Raw genomic sequence first — 16869 nt, 5'->3', positions numbered from 1 at the left:
AATGAACATCTTAAAAGGCAAAATATCCGAAATTAAAACCGAAGGCAGTTTGTCTTTAGTTAAAATATGGGTTCAAAATTGCCCGATAACGTCTATTGTAATTGACACCGCCGAACATTCGGAATACCTTAAAATCGATAATCCGGCAACTATTATTTTCAAAGAAACTGAAGTAGTTCTGGCTAAAGATTTTTCAGGAATAATCAGCCTTCAAAATAAACTGGATTGCAGCGTCATTTCTTTTGAAAAAGGCAATTTGCTTTGCAAAATCACACTGCAATTTCAAAACAGCAAAATTACTTCGGTCATTACCCGAAATGCTTTTGACCAACTCAATATTCAACTAAATGACCCAATTATTGCGATGATAAAAACGAACGAAATAAGTTTAGCCGCCCATGATTGATTTGCAACCCATATATCTCACCTTACAACTGGCCTTTTGCACCACGCTGATTTTGTTGTGTATTGGCTTACCGTTAGCTTATTGGTTAGCTTTCAGCAAATGGAAACTAAAAGCAATTCCGGAAGCTGTGGTGAGTTTACCGCTTGTTTTACCGCCTTCGGTTCTAGGATTTTATTTGTTACTGGCTTTTAGTCCTGAAAATACTTTTGGGAAATTTCTCGACCAATATTTTGACCTCCGACTGGTTTTTACCTTTTCCGGATTAGTGGTTGCCTCGGTTTTGTATAGCCTCCCTTTTATGGTACATCCTATTCAAAACGGATTCAAATTGCTTTCTCCGTCCTTGATGGAAGCTTCTTTTTTATTAGGAAAAAGCAAAACCGAAACCCTTTTTAAAGTTTTAATTCCAAATATTAAAAAAAGCATACTTACCGGAATTGTACTCACTTTTGCACATACTATTGGCGAATTTGGCGTGGTTTTAATGGTAGGCGGCAGTATTCCGTCAGAAACTAAAGTCGTTTCCATCGCTATTTATGACGAAGTGCAGGCGATGAATTACCACAATGCCAATGTGTATGCCGGAATTTTATTTGCTTTTGCCTTTGTGGTACTTTTATGCGTTTACACCATTAACCATCGTTTTTCTAAAACATCTCCTTTACAATGATTGTCATTCAAATTCAGAAAAAACTCCAATCGGCTACAGGAGAAATGCTTTTGAACCTTGATTTTGAAATCAGGGAAAATGAATTTGTGACTTTGTATGGCGCGTCGGGTTCGGGGAAAACAACTACTTTGCGCATGATTTCCGGATTGACTCAGGCTGATAAAGGTATCATCACAGTAAATAACGAAAACTGGCTGGATACCAATAAAAAAAACCAACTTCCTCCGCAAAAACGCAACATTGCTTATGTTTTTCAGGATTACGCTTTATTTCCCAATATGAGCGTTCGCGAAAATCTAAATTATGCCCTCGAAAAAGGACAGGACAAATCCATTGTCGAGGAATTATTAGCACTAATGGAATTGCAGCATTTGCAACATCAAAAACCGGCACAACTCTCCGGCGGACAAAAACAAAGAGTCGCTCTGGCCAGAGCCTTAGTGCGTCGCCCAAAAATTTTATTGCTTGACGAACCCTTATCTGCCGTAGATCAGGAAATGCGTATAAAATTGCAGGATTATATTCTTCAGGCACATCGAAAATACCAGCTTACCACTATTTTAGTCAGTCATGATATTGCCGAAATTTATAAAATGTCCGACAAAGTAATTGTTCTTGAAAACGGTATTATCAGCAAAAATGGTAGTCCGGACGAAGTTTTTTCGAGTCGTCTGGCAAGTGGAAAATTTCAGTTTGTGGGCGAAATTCTCAAAATTGAAAAAGAAAATTTCATCAACATCGTAGTGGTTTTAATTGGGAATAACATTGTCAAAATCATTGCGATGGACGAAGAAATTCAGGATTTAAACATTGGTAATAAAGTGCTGATTGCTTCCAAAGCTTTCAACCCTATTCTTACAAAAATAGATTCTGTTCCTAAAAGTCGGGATTTATAACACGAAAATTGAAACTTTGAACGTTATTAGCTTCATATAAAGAAATTGTTTATTATTTTTACCCCATAATTAAAGTAAACTATGAGTTCTTCATTTGATAAGTTTCAAAAACGCAGGTTAATTTCCTCTTATTTTTCGGTAGTTCTGAGTATTTCTCTGGTTTTATTTTTACTCGGAATCTTAGGTCTTTTTATTGTCAATTCTAAAAGATTAGCTGACAATTTTAAGGAAAAAATCGCCATGACGGTTTTCTTTAAAAACGAGGCCAATGATACAATTTTAAAAGGTTTTGGCACCGAATTAAAAAAAGCAGCTTATGCTAAAAGCATTGTATATGTAAGCAAAGAAGAGGCTGCAAAACAACATACAGATATTATCGGGGAAGATTTCCTGACTTTCCTTGGCGAAAATCCTTTGCAAAACTCTTTTGACATTCACATCAAAGCGGCTTATGTAGAAAAAGACTCTGTAGCTAAAATTGAACGTCAGTTGCGCACAAACAACCCCATGATTTCGGATATTGTGTACGACAAACAATTGGTAAACATGGTTAACGACAACATCAAAAAAGTCAGCATGTGGATTTTAATAATCAGCGGATTTTTAACTTTTATTGCCGTTTTACTAATTAACAGCTCGTTGCGTTTGTCCATTTATTCCAACCGATTTATCATCAAAACCATGCAAATGGTAGGCGCAACCAAATCGTTTATCCGAAAACCATTTGTCATGCGAAGTGTAAAATTAGGAATGCTGGGAGCCGCTTTGGCTATTTTAGCCTTAATTGGACTTTTATCCTACATTCAAACTAATTTTCCGGAATTGGGAATTCTGGAAGATAAAGTATACATCATCCTGATTTTTGCCGGCGTTTTTGGATTTGGAGCATTAATTACCTGGTTAAGCACTCATTTTGCTACCCAACGTTTCCTTAATTTAAGAACAGACGATTTGTATTAGTAATCAGTGGTCAGTCTCGATAGCTATCGGGATTAGTGATCAGTGATTCATCAAAAAAATAATAACTTAAAAAAACTGGAATGAGATTGCTTCGTTCCTCGTAATAAAATGGAAAACAACAAACAGGAATTTTTATTCGATAAAGTAAACTATAAAATCCTATTAATCGGAATCGGGGTTATTGCACTTGGATTTATACTTATGTCAGGTGGTGGAAGTGATGATCCAAAAGTGTACAGCGATGCCATTTTTGACTTTAGAAGAATCCGATTAGCACCAACAACCGTTTTAATTGGTTTCGGAATTACCATTTATTCCATTTTCAAAAAAAACAACAAGTAGTTTACAGTAATCAGTTGCAGTTTGCAGAAAAAACAGCAAAACAACTGAAAACTGAAAACCGAAAACTGATTACTCCAAAATGAACACATTACAAGCTATTGTTCTGGCTATAATCGAAGGAATCACCGAATTTCTTCCGGTTTCTTCCACAGGACACATGATTATTGCTTCCTCTTTTTACGGAATTGAGCACGAAGAATTCACTAAACTTTTCACAATCGTCATTCAGTTAGGGGCTATCCTTTCGGTTTTGGTATTGTATTTCAAACGTTTTTTTCAGTCTTTGGATTTTTATTTCAAATTATTGGTTGCCTTTATGCCGGCGGTTGTTTTTGGTTTGCTTTTCAGCAAAAAAATCGATTCTTTACTGGAAAATCCTCTTACCGTTGCCATTTCGTTATTAATTGGCGGAATCATTCTGCTCAAAGTAGACGACTGGTTCAACAATTCAGAAGACACTGAAATCACTTACAGCAGAGCTTTAAAAATTGGTTTTTTCCAATGTTTTGCAATGATTCCGGGAGTTTCCCGAAGCGGAGCTTCTATCGTAGGCGGAATGTCTCAAAAATTATCCCGAACGGCTGCTGCCGAATTTTCTTTTTTTCTGGCTGTCCCAACGATGTTAGGCGCTACTGTAAAAAAATGCTACGATTTTTATAAAGATGGTTACGTTTTAACCGAAGACCAGATTAATATCTTATTCATAGGAAACATTGTTGCTTTTATCGTAGCCATGTTAGCCATTAAATCTTTCATTGGCTTTTTAAGTAAAAAAGGCTTCAAAGTTTTTGGTTACTACCGCATAGCAGCCGGATTAATCCTGTTGCTCATTCATTATTTCATTCACCCGCTTACCGTTATCTAATGACAAAAGAAGAGTATTTAGAAGGGCAGGTTTTATTGATTGACAAACCTTTGCAATGGAGTTCCTTTCAGGCGGTGAATAAATTAAAATACCTGCTGATTAACAAGGTAGGCTTACCTAAAAAATTCAAAATTGGTCATGCCGGAACTTTGGATCCTTTAGCGACCGGACTATTGTTAATTTGCACCGGAAAATTCACCAAAAAAATTGCCGAACTACAAGGACAAGCCAAAGAATACACTGGAACTTTCTATATTGGAGCGACCACACCTTCTTATGATTTAGAAACCGAGATGGATGCGACTTTCCCAACAGACCATATCGACGAAGCTTTAATTCATGAAACGGTGAAGCAGTTTTTAGGCGAAATCGATCAAAAACCTCCAATTTTTTCGGCAATTAAAAAAGACGGCAAACGCCTGTACGAACACGCCCGCGCCGGTGAAGAAGTGGAAATTGCCAGCAGAAAAACCACGATTCACGAATTTGAAATCACCCGAATTGCACTTCCTGAAATTGATTTCAGAGTAGTATGCAGCAAAGGGACTTATATTCGTTCCCTGGCTTTTGATTTTGGAAAAGCCCTAAATTCTGGTGCGCACCTCACCGCATTACGCCGTACCAAAATTGGCGATTATAATGTAAAAAATGCCATTGATATTACGCTTTTTGAAGAAAGCTTAAATTTAGATTTCTAACAACTTCACATCATAAATTTAACTAACTTAGTGTAGAAATAATAAGGAGTTTATCGCATACTGACTTTTTAAACGTCTATATATGAAAACCTTAGTTTGGCTACTACTAATTTTGGGATGTTCCTGTTCCGTATTTGCCCAATTTCAACAAGGCGCTTATACACAATATAGCCTTTCCACTCCTATGAGGGCAAATCTAAACAGCGACAACGAAGACGAATATTGGTTTACGCCAAATGGTTTAAGCTTTAAATTTGGCGAAGGCTTGCATTTTAACCGAAAAATTGCCGTGGGTTTAAATTCAGGTATTGACTGGGTTGCCTCCAAAAAACTTGTTGTTGTTCCTGCCTTTGCAAATTTGAAATTTAGTCTGAAATTAGATCCCGAAACCTTCTTTTATATCGAAACCGATTACGGCAAATCAATTATTATAGGTCGCGGAAATTTGCACGGAGATTATAAAAAAATTGGATTAGGAATTGAAGGCATCGAAGGACCTGCTGTTTTTATAGAACTCACCCAATACGGATTTAAACTGTACAGTGAAGAGAAAGTAGCCACGATTAGCTTAGGCATCTCATTTTCAAGTTTCAGAAAAAACTCAAAAGATAGAAGTAATCGTTGAAAATCATTATTATTCTTACAAAAACGAAATAGTTATTTTTATTGAATTTATCTAAATATTTTAATCTCATAAAGTCTAAAAAAAGTCAAACCTAGTTGAAACTTTTAAACTATTCAAATAATCTCCTCTGTCTTCTAAAAAAACAAATTTTAGACTTATGAAATGCGTAAAAAGTGTACTTTTATAAAAATTACCAACCAAATGAACCTCTATTCAAAATCAATTGGGCTGGCGCTTTCGGGTGGCGGAACAAAAGGTTTAGCCCATGCGGGGGCAATTAAATTTATGGAAGAACAGGGCATTCGTCCTACTCAAATTGCCGGAACCAGCGCCGGTTCAATTGTGGGCGCTATGTATGCCTGGGGTAAAACACCCGAAGAAATCCTCGATTTCTTCAAATCTATTTATTTATTTCATTGGAAACACATCACTTTTACCAAAGCCGGCTTGATCGATTCTGAGGCATTCAAAGAATATTTTCAGGCGGTTTTTAAGGATGCGACTCTTTCTGATTTGGAAATTCCAACACAAATTACCGCGACCGACATGATTGAAGGCAAACTGAAAATTTTCGAACCCGAAACCAAAATTGTCGATGCACTGATTTCGTCCTCTTCCTTTCCGGGAATCATTTCGCCTTATCAAATCAACGGCAATCATTACAGTGACGGCGGAATTTTGAATCACTTTCCCACCGATTTACTCAAAAAAAACTGCGATACCATCATCGGGGTTTATGTAAGTCCCATCAATACTATCGAAGCCAAAGATTTGAATTCCATCCGCGCCGTAACCACTCGTGCTTTTGATATTCTTTCGGAAAATTCGAATCGAACTAAATTCAATCATTGCGACTGGATGATCGAACCCAAAGAGTTAAGCACTTTCAGTACCTTTGAAACTAACAAAATTAAAATGGATACAATTTTCAATTTAGGCTATCAGGCCGCTAAATACAGCTACGAGAACAAATTATATAAAATTTAAGGCGTCCTATTTCAGAAAAAAAGAATATCCCTATATTTGCACCAATCAACGCAACAATCACATGAAATACAAAAGAATTCTTCTAAAATTAAGCGGAGAAGCTTTAATGGGAGAACGTCAATACGGAATCGATCCGGCAAGATTAGCTGAATATGCTGAAGAAATCAAAAAAGTACACGACAAAGGAGTAGAAATTGCCATCGTAATAGGTGGAGGAAATATCTTTAGAGGTGTTGCAGGAGCAAGCAACGGAATGGACAGAGTACAGGGCGATTATATGGGAATGCTCGCTACCGTAATTAACGGAATGGCTTTGCAGGGCGCTTTAGAAGAAAAAGGCATGAAAACCCGTTTGCAAACAGCCTTGAAAATGGAAGCTGTAGCCGAACCTTATATCAAAAGAAGAGCCGACCGTCACCTTGAAAAAGGAAGAATCGTAATCTTTGGTGCAGGAACCGGAAATCCTTATTTTACTACCGATACCGCTGCTGTTTTACGCGGAATTGAAATTAATGCCGACGTAATTTTAAAAGGAACAAGAGTAGACGGAGTTTATGACTCTGACCCTGAAAAAAATGCTGCTGCCGTAAAATTTGACTATATTTCATTTGATGATGTAATCAAAAAAGGACTGAATGTAATGGACACTACAGCCTTTACTTTAAGCCAGGAAAACAAATTACCTATCCTGATTTTTGACATGAACAAAAACGGAAATCTTGAAAAAATCTGCGATGGTGAAAACATTGGAACAGTAGTTAATATTTAATTTGCAGACAGCAGCTTTCAGACAACAGAAAATCTGAAATCTAATCCCGAAGCTTCGGGACTGAACACTAAAAATCTAAAACAATGACTGAAGAAATTGAATTTATATTAGATAGCGCACAGGAATCTATGGAAGGTTCTATTGGTCACCTAGAAAAAGAATTTCTAAATATCCGTGCCGGAAAAGCCTCTCCTGCTATGCTTGGGAGTGTATTTGTAGATTACTACGGATCTTCAACGCCGTTGAATCAGGTAGCTAAAATCAGCGTTCCGGATGCGCGCACGATTACTTTGCAGCCTTTTGAAAAAAACATGTTACAAACCATTGAAAAAGCCATTATGATTGCTAATCTTGGTTTTAACCCAATGAACAACGGAGATGTCATTATCATTAGCGTACCGCCTTTGACAGAAGACCGTCGTCGCGAATTGGCTAAACAAGCCAAAGCGGAAGCTGAAGATGCCAAAATTGGTATCCGAAACGCCAGAAAAGACGCTAACAACGACATCAAAAAACTGGAAAAAGACGGAACTTCGGAAGACATTTGCAAAAGCGCCGAAGAAGATGTTCAAAATCTAACGAACACTTACATCAAGAAAATAGACGAGCTTCTTGCTGCCAAAGAAGCCGAAATTATGAAAGTGTAACTTTCGAAAAACACATTTTAAAATCCGTCCTGATTATTTTATCGGGACGGATTTTTCATTCTAGAAAAGTTATACCAAATGGGATTAAAGCTTAGCGTCAGTTCGAGTAAATTTTCGGAAAATGCGAATAGCTTTTTCAGAAAATTTGTATCGAGAACCAATAAAGTCAAATCATTAAAGCCCTTCTCGATACAATTTTTCTCCACTCTGTTACGAAAAATCACTCGAAGTGACGATTAATCAAACATAGCTTCTTACTTTTGCCATACCAAAAAAGCGTTTCCTTTCGTTTTGATTCAAAAAGCAGCCATGAAGCATTTTTTATTGTTTTTCCTTTTTACCCTTTCGCTTCAGGCGCAATTTCAAATTAATGGAATTGTAAAAGATTCCCACTCCGGCAAACCGCTGCCTTTTGCCACCATCACAACCAATTCCGGCAGCAACATTAGCGATGTAGATGGAAAATTCAGCATTAACTTTGATTCCAAAACAACTTTTTCGTCTTTTTATGTTTCTTATTTGGGTTACCAAATAAAAAAAACCGACTATCAAAACGAAACTGTTTTTTACACCGTTTTTTTGACTCCGCAAACAGCCGTTCTAAAAGAAGTAAAAATTCAAAATAAAAATACGGCACTGGCCATTATTCAAAAAACCATCGCACTCAAAGACCAAAACAATCCCGAAAAAAAGCTGCAAAGCTTTGAATTTAAAAGCTACAACAAACTCATCGTCTCGGCTAATCCCGATTCGATTTCCGGAAAAATTGACTCTACCATTGTCAAAAGAACCCGGGATGGCGTTTATATAAAACTGGATTCTACCAATTACAAATTCAAAAAAACGGTCAGCAAACGCCATTTATTTCAAACAGAAAAAGTATCCCAATTTCAATTTGGCGACAACAAACTCAAAGAAACCGTTTTAGGAACTAAAATGGCGGGACTTAAGCAGCCACTTTATGAAATCTTATCGTTCAACCTGCAGTCTTTTTCCATTTACGATTCGAAATACGAACTTTTCGAAACCAAATATAACAGTCCGATTGCCGAAAATTCTTTTCGGGATTACGATTACAAACTTCTGGACACCATTGCTATTTCGGGCAGAAATTCTTTTATGATTTATTTCAAAAACAAAAAGAAAAGCAAAGCCAAAGGACTCGAAGGTATTTTATACATTGACCAACACAGTTACGCCGTTACCAAAGCGATTATGCGCATCCGCGGCTTACTCGATATTAGCGGAAGCCATGAATTTGAATATTTCCCGGAAGAAAATCTTTGGTTTACTACTCACAAAAGCTTCCGGATTATTAAAGGAAAAAATGACGATGACATTCGTATTTTTGGCGGAACGATTCAATTTGACGGTGATGTAGAAAACAATCTTAAACCCCGAAAAAAACAACCTTCGGATTATATTTATCTACAATCAGAAACCTATAATTTTGACATTAAAAGAAACATTACTGTCTCCATTCCTAATTCGTATTTTGCTGTAGAAATAGAGAAAAATGCGCTGAATAAAGAAGAATCTTTTTGGGAAAACTACCGAAAAGACGCCATGGATATTCGCAGTCAAAAAACCTATAGCGAACTCGATAGCATTTCGGTTAGAAGAAAAATTGCCCATCGCGTGCAATTTGGAAAAAAAATCATCAACGGCTATTTCCCCATTGCTTTCTTTGATTTGGATTTACGAAAAATATTCAGCTACAACAATCACGAAGGATTCCGTTTAGGATTAGGTGGTGTCACTAACGAACGTCTTTCTAAAAACTTCCGAATTGAAGGCTATTATGCTTACGGAACCAAAGACGGCATTTTCAAAGGAAGTCTGGGCGCTGCCGCAAAAATAGATCAGAAAGACAATTCCTGGATGGGAATTGCCTATACCGATGATGTTCGGGAAATTGCCAGCACCTGGTTTTCGATTGAAAAAAGACCTTTCAAAATTTACGATCCGCGCCCGATAAACATCAGCACTTTTTACAATTATGTGAGTTGGAAAAGCTATTTTGAAACCCGAAAAATTCCCAAAACCGAAAGTATTCTGGAACTCAATCACGCCGATATTACTCCAAAATTCAATTATGCCTTTTTGTATAATGAAAAACTCTACACAGCTTACACCATGACCACAGCCATGTTGTCGCTGCAATGGAGTCCGCTGAGTGATTTTATGCAAACTCCGACCGGCAGAATCGAAATAGAAAAACGCTTTCCTAAATTTACCTTTCAGTTCACACAATCGCTTGGAAAATTATGGGAGAATGATTTTAATTTCAGCAAATTTGACTTTAAAACCGAATACGAAAAGAAATATTTAAACGGGCAAAAAACGTCCTTATTATTTCAGGCAGGTTACGCTTTAGGAGACATTCCGCTAACGCATTTATACAATACCTCGCCGAATAACATTACAAAAGAAACCGTTATTCAGCGAATTACTTTTGGCGGAAAAAACAGTTTTGAAACCATGTTTTTTAACGAATTTTTCTCCAACAAATATGCTTTGTTTCAATTCAAACACGCTTTTAACCGTGTGACTTTGTTCAAAAAAATAAAGCCTTCGCTGGTTTTAGTTTCCCGAATGGCATGGGGAAATTTAGACCATCCGGAACAACATGTCGGACTTAATTTTAAAACCTTACACAATGGTTTCTTTGAATCGGGAATTGAATTAAATCAGATTTTCAACGGATTAGGACTCACTACTTTTTTCCGTTACGGTCCTAACCAACTTCCGCGATTTGAAGACAATATTGCCATCAAACTCAGTTATGTTTTGAATTTAGGTTTTTAGTGACTCGACACAAATTTGAGTCCGATGATGGAAGCAATAAGCGTACTAATGAAAAACAAGCGCCAGAAAGTTGCCGGTTCTTTGAACACAAAAATCCCTACTAAAACTGTTCCTACAGCTCCAATTCCGGTCCAAACCGCATAAGCCGTCCCGATAGGTAATTCCTGCGTGGCTTTGTACAACAAAAACATACTCGCCGTTAAACTCAGCAAAAAACCAATCATCCAGTAAGCCGATTCCATTCCTGTAGTTTCTTTGGCTTTGCCTAAACAGGAAGCAAAAGCAACTTCAAACAATCCGCCAATTACCAATAAAAGCCAACTCATATTTATGATTTAATTATTAAAACAGAAGGAATATCCACCAGCCAGTCGGCAGCTGTATCCATCACACTTTTCCAGCTTTCTAAACTAATCAGCATCAAATCCTGTTGTTTGATAAAAGAAGCATTCATTTCTTTATCGCTGATAACACTGATATTATTAGGGTATTTTTGCAACAAAGTCACCACAGTACTTTGAATCACAAAATTATTTTTCACAAAACCATTGCTGTCCACCAGATGAATTTTTGAATTATTATTGTAAATCATTTTTTGCACATAATCCATCAACACCGCATCGTCTGATTTTAAAATAGGCACAAAAACATGATCCATTTGTTCAAAATCATTATCTATTAAAATTCCCAACGGAGTTTTAGTTTTAGCTACAATTTGCCTTGTTCTTTCATCAAAAGGCGAATTTTCGAACAGACCTTCTTTTCCTTTGAATTTATCAATCAATCGATCCGGATTAATGATTCGCGTGGTAAATCCGATTACTTTCCCCAGCAAACTTCCTTCGAAAATCGATTTTCCTAAACCAACCAAAAGCAAATCGTAATCACCGTTATTAGCCACATCGGCAATTTCGGCTTCAATATCGTTGGTCACTTTAAAAATAGAAAGCAATTTCACTCCCAACTGATCTGACTCGTCAAAAACAGGTTCGAAAGTTTCTCTTTCAATTTCTTCCAAATTAAACGAATGCAGTTCGTCACTTTGAGACAAATGCATCGCTGTAATGACCGAAGTCTTTTTTTGTTTTTTGGTTAAGCCATTGGCCAAACGCAATAAAGATTTTCCTTTTTCATTATTTCCAAAAGAGATCAAAATACGGTATTTACTCTCGTCAATTACTTCAACGCTTTCTTCCTCTCTTTTATTTTTAAAGATAAAATCCAACACGTTCAATGCCGGCCCTGTCATAAACGTCGTAACCAATGCCATAATGACCATCATGGTAAAAACTTCAGGAGTTAACACTTTTAGTTCCAAACCAATATTCAAGACAATTAATTCCATCAAACCCCGTGTATTCATCAAAGCACCAATAGTCAAACTTTCATGCCAATTTTGCCCGACAAATTTAGCCGCAAGTGCGCTTCCCAGAAATTTCCCCATCACTGCAACTCCAATAATTGCCGCCGTAACTTTCCACAAATACGGATCATTAATCAAGCCCACCTGCGTATGCAAACCTGTAAAAACAAAAAATAACGGTAAAAGCAAAATCACCGATACATCTTCGACTTTTTCGATAAAAATCATTCTGAATTTAGCAATATCCGGCATGATAGCTCCCATCATAAAACCACCAAACAAGGCATGAATCCCGATTACTTCGGTAGCGTAAGAAGAAAGAATAAGCAGTAATAAAAAAAGCGCCATAACCGGCTTTCCGATATTTTCTTTTTCGGCATACAAATCACCTATTCGTTTCAGAAAAGGTTTGACCACATAAAGCATGGCTAAAACATAAATAAATGCCAACGAAATCACATACAACGAACCTACAAAATCACCGGCTTTTACAATAGCAATTACCACTGCCAGCAAGCACCAGGCAGTAATATCATCGGCAGCGGCACAGGTAATTACGATAGCTCCCAATCGGGTTTTATGAATTCCGCGCTCCTGAACAATTCGCGCCAAAACCGGAAAAGCCGTAATACTCATCGCGATTCCCATGAAGAGACTAAAAGAAAGAAACTCTACTCCTTCCGGTGCAAATTGATTATACACAAAATAAGACAAACCGATTCCCATAGCAAACGGAATCACAATACTGGCGTGACTAATAACAATAGCTTCACTAGCCTTATTTTTCAGGACTTTTACGTCCAATTCCATTCCGATAACGAACATAAAAAGAATCAACCCAATCTGACTTAGAAACTTCAAATTTCCCAAAGAAGCTTCCGGAAACAAAGCCGCCGAAAATTCCGGAAAATACATTCCTACCAAAGAAGGTCCAAGAACAATTCCGGCGATGATTTCACCAATAACAGTGGGTTGCCCAATTTTCTTAAAAAACCAGCCGAAAATTCGGGCGGTAAGGATAATCATCACAATCTGAGCCAGCAAAATAGCCAGCGGATCCTGAAAGTTATGCAGCATCGAATTAACAAAATCGTTAAAAGAATCATTAGACGCTTTAACTCCGATTGGTACTTTTTTCAACTGAAGCAATTTTCCCTGTCCGATAATCCAATAAATTAAAGCCGAAAAACCTCCCGTAACCCCAAAATAAAAAAGCGAATTTTTATATTTTTTCAAAACCATAACCCACAAAATTATTGATTCAAATTTCACACAAAGATGCTAAATTCTTTGATTGAAATTACAAGCCGAAGATTAATTATAAATCAAGAAAAACAAGCGCTCCAAAAACCTAAAATTCATTTAAAATTTACAAATAAATTACGCCTTTACTTTGGTTTTCATTACATTTGCAGCCATTTTAAAACCCTTATGAAAAAGAAATTAAAAGTGGGATTTTGGGAGTTTGTGGCCCGAATTGTACTTAAAAACAAAATAGCAATACTGGGACTTATTCTTCTGTTCACCATTTTTCTGGGATTACAATGGAAAAATATTCGGTTTTCATTTACCGAAGCCAACTTACTTCCGGACGACAACATCGTTAACAAAGAATACAACGCTTTCCTGAAAGAATTTGGCGAAGAAGGAAACCTTATGGTTGTTGGTATCAAAGACGATGTATTTTTTACCCCGAAAGTTTTTGCTGCCTGGAATAAACTGATGACCGATCTTAAATCACAAAAAGAAATCGATTTGGTTATTTCAGTAAGTGATTTGAAGAAACTGAAAAAAAACGAAGCTATTGAAAGTTTCGAGTTAGCTCCTTTTGTAGATCAGAGTCAGACAAACAATCAGGCGTATCTGGACAGCATTAAAAAAGATTTATTCGAAAAAATGCCTTTCTACGAAGGTTTGCTTTTTAACAACAAAGGCACCATTCGTTCGGCCATTTACATGGATAAAAAAATTGTAAACACCGCTGCAAGAAAGGACTTTATCCTAAATGATTTTATCCCGAAAATTGAAGCTTTTGAAAAAGAAACCGGTATCGATCTTCGGGTTTCGGGAATGCCTTACATTCGAACTTTAAATGCCAAAAGCATCACCGACGAAATCAGTCTGTTTATTGGAGCCTCGCTATTTATTACCTCCTTTATTTTCTTTTTCTTTTTCCGTTCGTTCCGCGCTACTTTAATTTCGATGATTATTGTAGTTATTGGCGTAATGTGGACTTTTGGATTACTGGGATTATTCCATTACGAAATCACCGTTCTTACAGCCATTGTTCCTTCATTAGTGATTGTAATCGGAATTCCGAACTGTATTTTCCTGACTAATAAATACCAGCAGGAATACCGCGCTCACGGAAACAAAGCCAGAGCACTGCAAAGGGTAATTACCAAAGTAGGAACTGCTACTTTGATGACCAATTTAACCACAGCAGCCGGTTTTGCTACTTTTATCATTACCAATAGTGAATTGTTAAAAGAATTTGGTATCGTTTCTTCGTTAAGCATCATTGCTTTATTCTTTTTGTGTTTGATTGTAATTCCTATTTATTACAGCTATCAGGCCGTTCCAAAAGACCGACACTTGGAACATTTGAGCCGTGATTATACTAAGAAATTTATTTCCTGGATAGAAAAAACCGTAAAATACAACCGCCGCTATGTGTATGCAGTAGCTATTTTTCTATTTCTGATTAGTTGTATTGGCGCTTTAAAAATCCAGACTTCAGGAAGTTTAATTGAAGACATGCCTAAGAAAACAGGTTTTTTCAATGATATTCTTTTCTTCGAAAAAGAATTCAACGGCGTGATGCCGCTTGAAATTACCATTGACACCCAACGCAAAAAGGGAGTTATGAAACTTTCGACCATGAGAAAAATGGACGAATTACAAAAAACTATCGAAGAAATTCCGGAATTGTCTAAACCGGTTTCGATTCTTAATTTGGTTAAATATTCGAAACAGGCGTACTACAACGGAAACCCGGACTATTATGAATTACCAACTTCTCAGGAACAGGCTTTTATTTTAAGTTATGCCAAAAACGGAACCAAAGACAGCAAAGAAAACATCATGAAAAGTTATGTGGACAGTACCGGACAGGTTGCCCGAATTACCACTTTCATGAAAGACATCGGCACTGGAAATATGGCTAAAATTGAAGATAAACTTTGGTCAAAAATCAATACTATTTTCCCAAAAGAGCGTTACAAAGTATCCATGACCGGAAAAGCTTTGGTTTTTGAAAAAGGAACCAAATATTTATTGGATAACTTAGTTAGTTCGATTTTGTTTGCCATTTTCCTTATATCCATGTTAATGGTTTTCATGTTCCGTTCGTTCAAAATGGTAGTCGTTTCTTTAATCCCTAATTTACTTCCACTTGCTATTACAGCTGGTTTAATGGGCTATTTTGGCATTCCGTTAAAACCTTCCACAATATTAGTCTTTAGTATTGCGTTTGGTTTATCAGTTGATGATACCATTCACTTTTTGGCACAATATCGTCAGGAACTTACACACAACAACTGGAAGATTAAAAAATCGGTATTTGCCACAATTAAAGAATCCGGAATCAGTATGTTTTATACTTCAGTAGTATTATTTGCAGGATTCTCTGTTTTCATGCTTTCTGATTTTGGCGGAACTGTAGCTCTTGGAGGATTAATTGCTATCACGCTTGCTTTTGGAATGCTTTCTAATTTGATGTTATTACCTTGTTTGGTTTTAACATTAAACAAATCATTGGCTAACGAACAGGAATTTATCGAACCTAAAATTGATGTTTTAGACCATCTAGACGAATTAGAAGACAAATAAAATTAGAATAAAAAAACAAAAAAATGATTATTGAAGAACACGTAACAACCGTAAACAAATATGTAGAAAAATTAATCGATTTTGGAATTGAATACGCCCCTAAATTAGTGGGTGGAATTATCGTTTTGATTATTGGTTTATGGTTCACAAAAATCATCACAAAAGCCGTTGGCAAATCCTTAGAAAAATCTAAAATAGACCAATCATTAGTTCCGTTTTTAAAAAGCTTGACTAACATTGCCCTGAAAGCTTTAGTTTTCGTAACAGTAATGGGAATGATTGGAATCCAAATGACTTCATTCGTAGCCATTCTGGGAGCTGCCGGTTTGGCTGTAGGTATGGCGCTATCGGGAACTTTACAAAATTTTGCCGGAGGTGTTATCATCTTAATCCTGAAACCATTTAAAATTGGTGATTTTATCGAAGCCCAGGGATTCACAGGTACGGTAAAAGAAATCAGCATTTTTTCGACCATGCTGAACACAGCCGATAAAAAACTGGTAATTATTCCTAATGGCCCACTTTCAACAGGCGCTTTAATCAATTATTCGGCTGAACCTACAAGAAGAGTCGATTGGACTTTTGGAATTGCCTATGGAGATGACGTCCAAAATTTCAAAAGAGCTATCAATGATTTTATCGCTCAGGACGAAAGAATCTTAAAAGATCCGGCTCCTTTCGTTGGATTAGCTGCTCTTGCTGATAGTTCGGTGAATTTTACTGTAAGAGTTTGGGTAGATGGACCTGATTATTGGAATGTATTCTTTGACATGAATGAAAAGGTTTATACCCAATTTGCTAATTACAACCTCAACATTCCTTTTCCGCAAATGGATATGCATTTTATTAAAGAGAAATAATTTTTTTCAAACACAACTCTCAAATCCCGTCTTAACTTAAAGGCGGGATTTTTTTATTTATTAAAATTTTAACTAGCACTTCCTCAAAAAAAGTCCTTCTTTTTTTCTGAAACAGAAAAAGAAACTTTGCAATTCTTTCAAT

Annotated in this window: 16 protein-coding genes; 14 read left to right on the top strand and 2 right to left on the bottom strand. The window is 36.6% G+C overall.

The window, feature by feature from the left end; translation table 11 throughout:
• Position 1: 1 nt before the first annotated feature.
• From B6A10_RS01855 to B6A10_RS01800, 12 genes are all read left to right on the top strand, one after another.
• On the top strand, positions 2–406 hold the full coding sequence (locus tag B6A10_RS01855; protein WP_188219491.1) for a TOBE domain-containing protein: 405 nt from the start codon (positions 2–4) through the stop codon (positions 404–406).
• Positions 399–1076, top strand: coding sequence for a molybdate ABC transporter permease subunit (gene modB, locus B6A10_RS01850; RefSeq protein WP_188219490.1), 678 nt, complete (start codon positions 399–401; stop codon positions 1074–1076). The genes B6A10_RS01855 and modB overlap by 8 nt, the downstream gene beginning before the upstream one ends.
• Positions 1073–1972 (top strand): ABC transporter ATP-binding protein, encoded by a 900-nt coding sequence (locus tag B6A10_RS01845; protein ID WP_188219489.1) that lies wholly within the window; start codon positions 1073–1075, stop codon positions 1970–1972. The genes modB and B6A10_RS01845 overlap by 4 nt, the downstream gene beginning before the upstream one ends.
• Before the next feature lie 81 nt (positions 1973–2053).
• Positions 2054–2932: a cell division protein FtsX gene (locus tag B6A10_RS01840; protein ID WP_055094079.1), complete on the top strand. Its 879-nt coding sequence runs from the start codon at positions 2054–2056 to the stop codon at positions 2930–2932.
• A gap of 108 nt (positions 2933–3040) precedes the next feature.
• Positions 3041–3274: a DUF3098 domain-containing protein gene (locus tag B6A10_RS01835; protein ID WP_188219488.1), complete on the top strand. Its 234-nt coding sequence runs from the start codon at positions 3041–3043 to the stop codon at positions 3272–3274.
• A 79-nt stretch (positions 3275–3353) separates the two neighbouring features.
• Positions 3354–4139, top strand: a complete 786-nt coding sequence (locus B6A10_RS01830) for an undecaprenyl-diphosphate phosphatase (RefSeq protein WP_188219487.1) — start codon at positions 3354–3356, stop codon at positions 4137–4139.
• Positions 4139–4837 (top strand): tRNA pseudouridine(55) synthase TruB, encoded by a 699-nt coding sequence (gene truB, locus B6A10_RS01825; RefSeq protein WP_188219486.1) that lies wholly within the window; start codon positions 4139–4141, stop codon positions 4835–4837. The genes B6A10_RS01830 and truB overlap by 1 nt, the downstream gene beginning before the upstream one ends.
• Positions 4838–4919: 82 nt before the next feature.
• Positions 4920–5462, top strand: a complete 543-nt coding sequence (locus B6A10_RS01820) for a hypothetical protein (RefSeq protein ID WP_188219485.1) — start codon at positions 4920–4922, stop codon at positions 5460–5462.
• 201 nt (positions 5463–5663) lie between these two features.
• Entirely contained in the window at positions 5664–6449 is a 786-nt protein-coding gene (locus tag B6A10_RS01815; protein ID WP_188219484.1) for a patatin-like phospholipase family protein, read from the top strand.
• A 61-nt stretch (positions 6450–6510) separates the two neighbouring features.
• The gene (pyrH, locus tag B6A10_RS01810; RefSeq protein WP_188219483.1) at positions 6511–7218 is read left to right on the top strand and encodes a UMP kinase; all 708 of its coding nucleotides are present in this window, start codon (positions 6511–6513) and stop codon (positions 7216–7218) included.
• Between the two features lie 83 nt (positions 7219–7301).
• Positions 7302–7865: a ribosome recycling factor gene (gene frr / locus B6A10_RS01805; RefSeq protein ID WP_026715404.1), complete on the top strand. Its 564-nt coding sequence runs from the start codon at positions 7302–7304 to the stop codon at positions 7863–7865.
• A 309-nt stretch (positions 7866–8174) separates the two neighbouring features.
• A complete protein-coding gene (locus B6A10_RS01800) occupies positions 8175–10673 on the top strand; it encodes a DUF5686 family protein (protein WP_188219482.1) in 2499 nt (832 codons plus the stop codon).
• Here the strand turns inward: B6A10_RS01800 and B6A10_RS01795 are convergent.
• Positions 10670–10999: a DMT family transporter gene (locus tag B6A10_RS01795; RefSeq protein ID WP_188219481.1), complete on the bottom strand. Its 330-nt coding sequence runs from the start codon at positions 10997–10999 to the stop codon at positions 10670–10672. The two genes, B6A10_RS01800 and B6A10_RS01795, sit on opposite strands and share 4 nt — an antisense overlap.
• Positions 11000–11001: 2 nt before the next feature.
• On the bottom strand, positions 11002–13272 hold the full coding sequence (locus B6A10_RS01790; protein WP_157502711.1) for a cation:proton antiporter domain-containing protein: 2271 nt from the start codon (positions 13270–13272) through the stop codon (positions 11002–11004).
• 195 nt (positions 13273–13467) lie between these two features.
• On the opposite strand from B6A10_RS01790, the gene B6A10_RS01785 reads away from it, so the two are divergent.
• Both B6A10_RS01785 and B6A10_RS01780 read left to right on the top strand, forming a co-directional pair.
• Positions 13468–15867, top strand: a complete 2400-nt coding sequence (locus B6A10_RS01785; RefSeq protein ID WP_055094643.1) for an efflux RND transporter permease subunit — start codon at positions 13468–13470, stop codon at positions 15865–15867.
• A 23-nt stretch (positions 15868–15890) separates the two neighbouring features.
• Positions 15891–16727: a mechanosensitive ion channel family protein gene (locus B6A10_RS01780; RefSeq protein ID WP_188219480.1), complete on the top strand. Its 837-nt coding sequence runs from the start codon at positions 15891–15893 to the stop codon at positions 16725–16727.
• The last annotated feature ends 142 nt before the right edge of the window (positions 16728–16869 follow it).

This window comes from Flavobacterium pokkalii (assembly GCF_014596575.1).
In the GTDB taxonomy this organism is placed as follows: domain Bacteria; phylum Bacteroidota; class Bacteroidia; order Flavobacteriales; family Flavobacteriaceae; genus Flavobacterium; species Flavobacterium pokkalii.
Note: the sequence above shows the minus strand (reverse complement) of the source record. Positions and strands in the feature narration are given on the sequence as shown.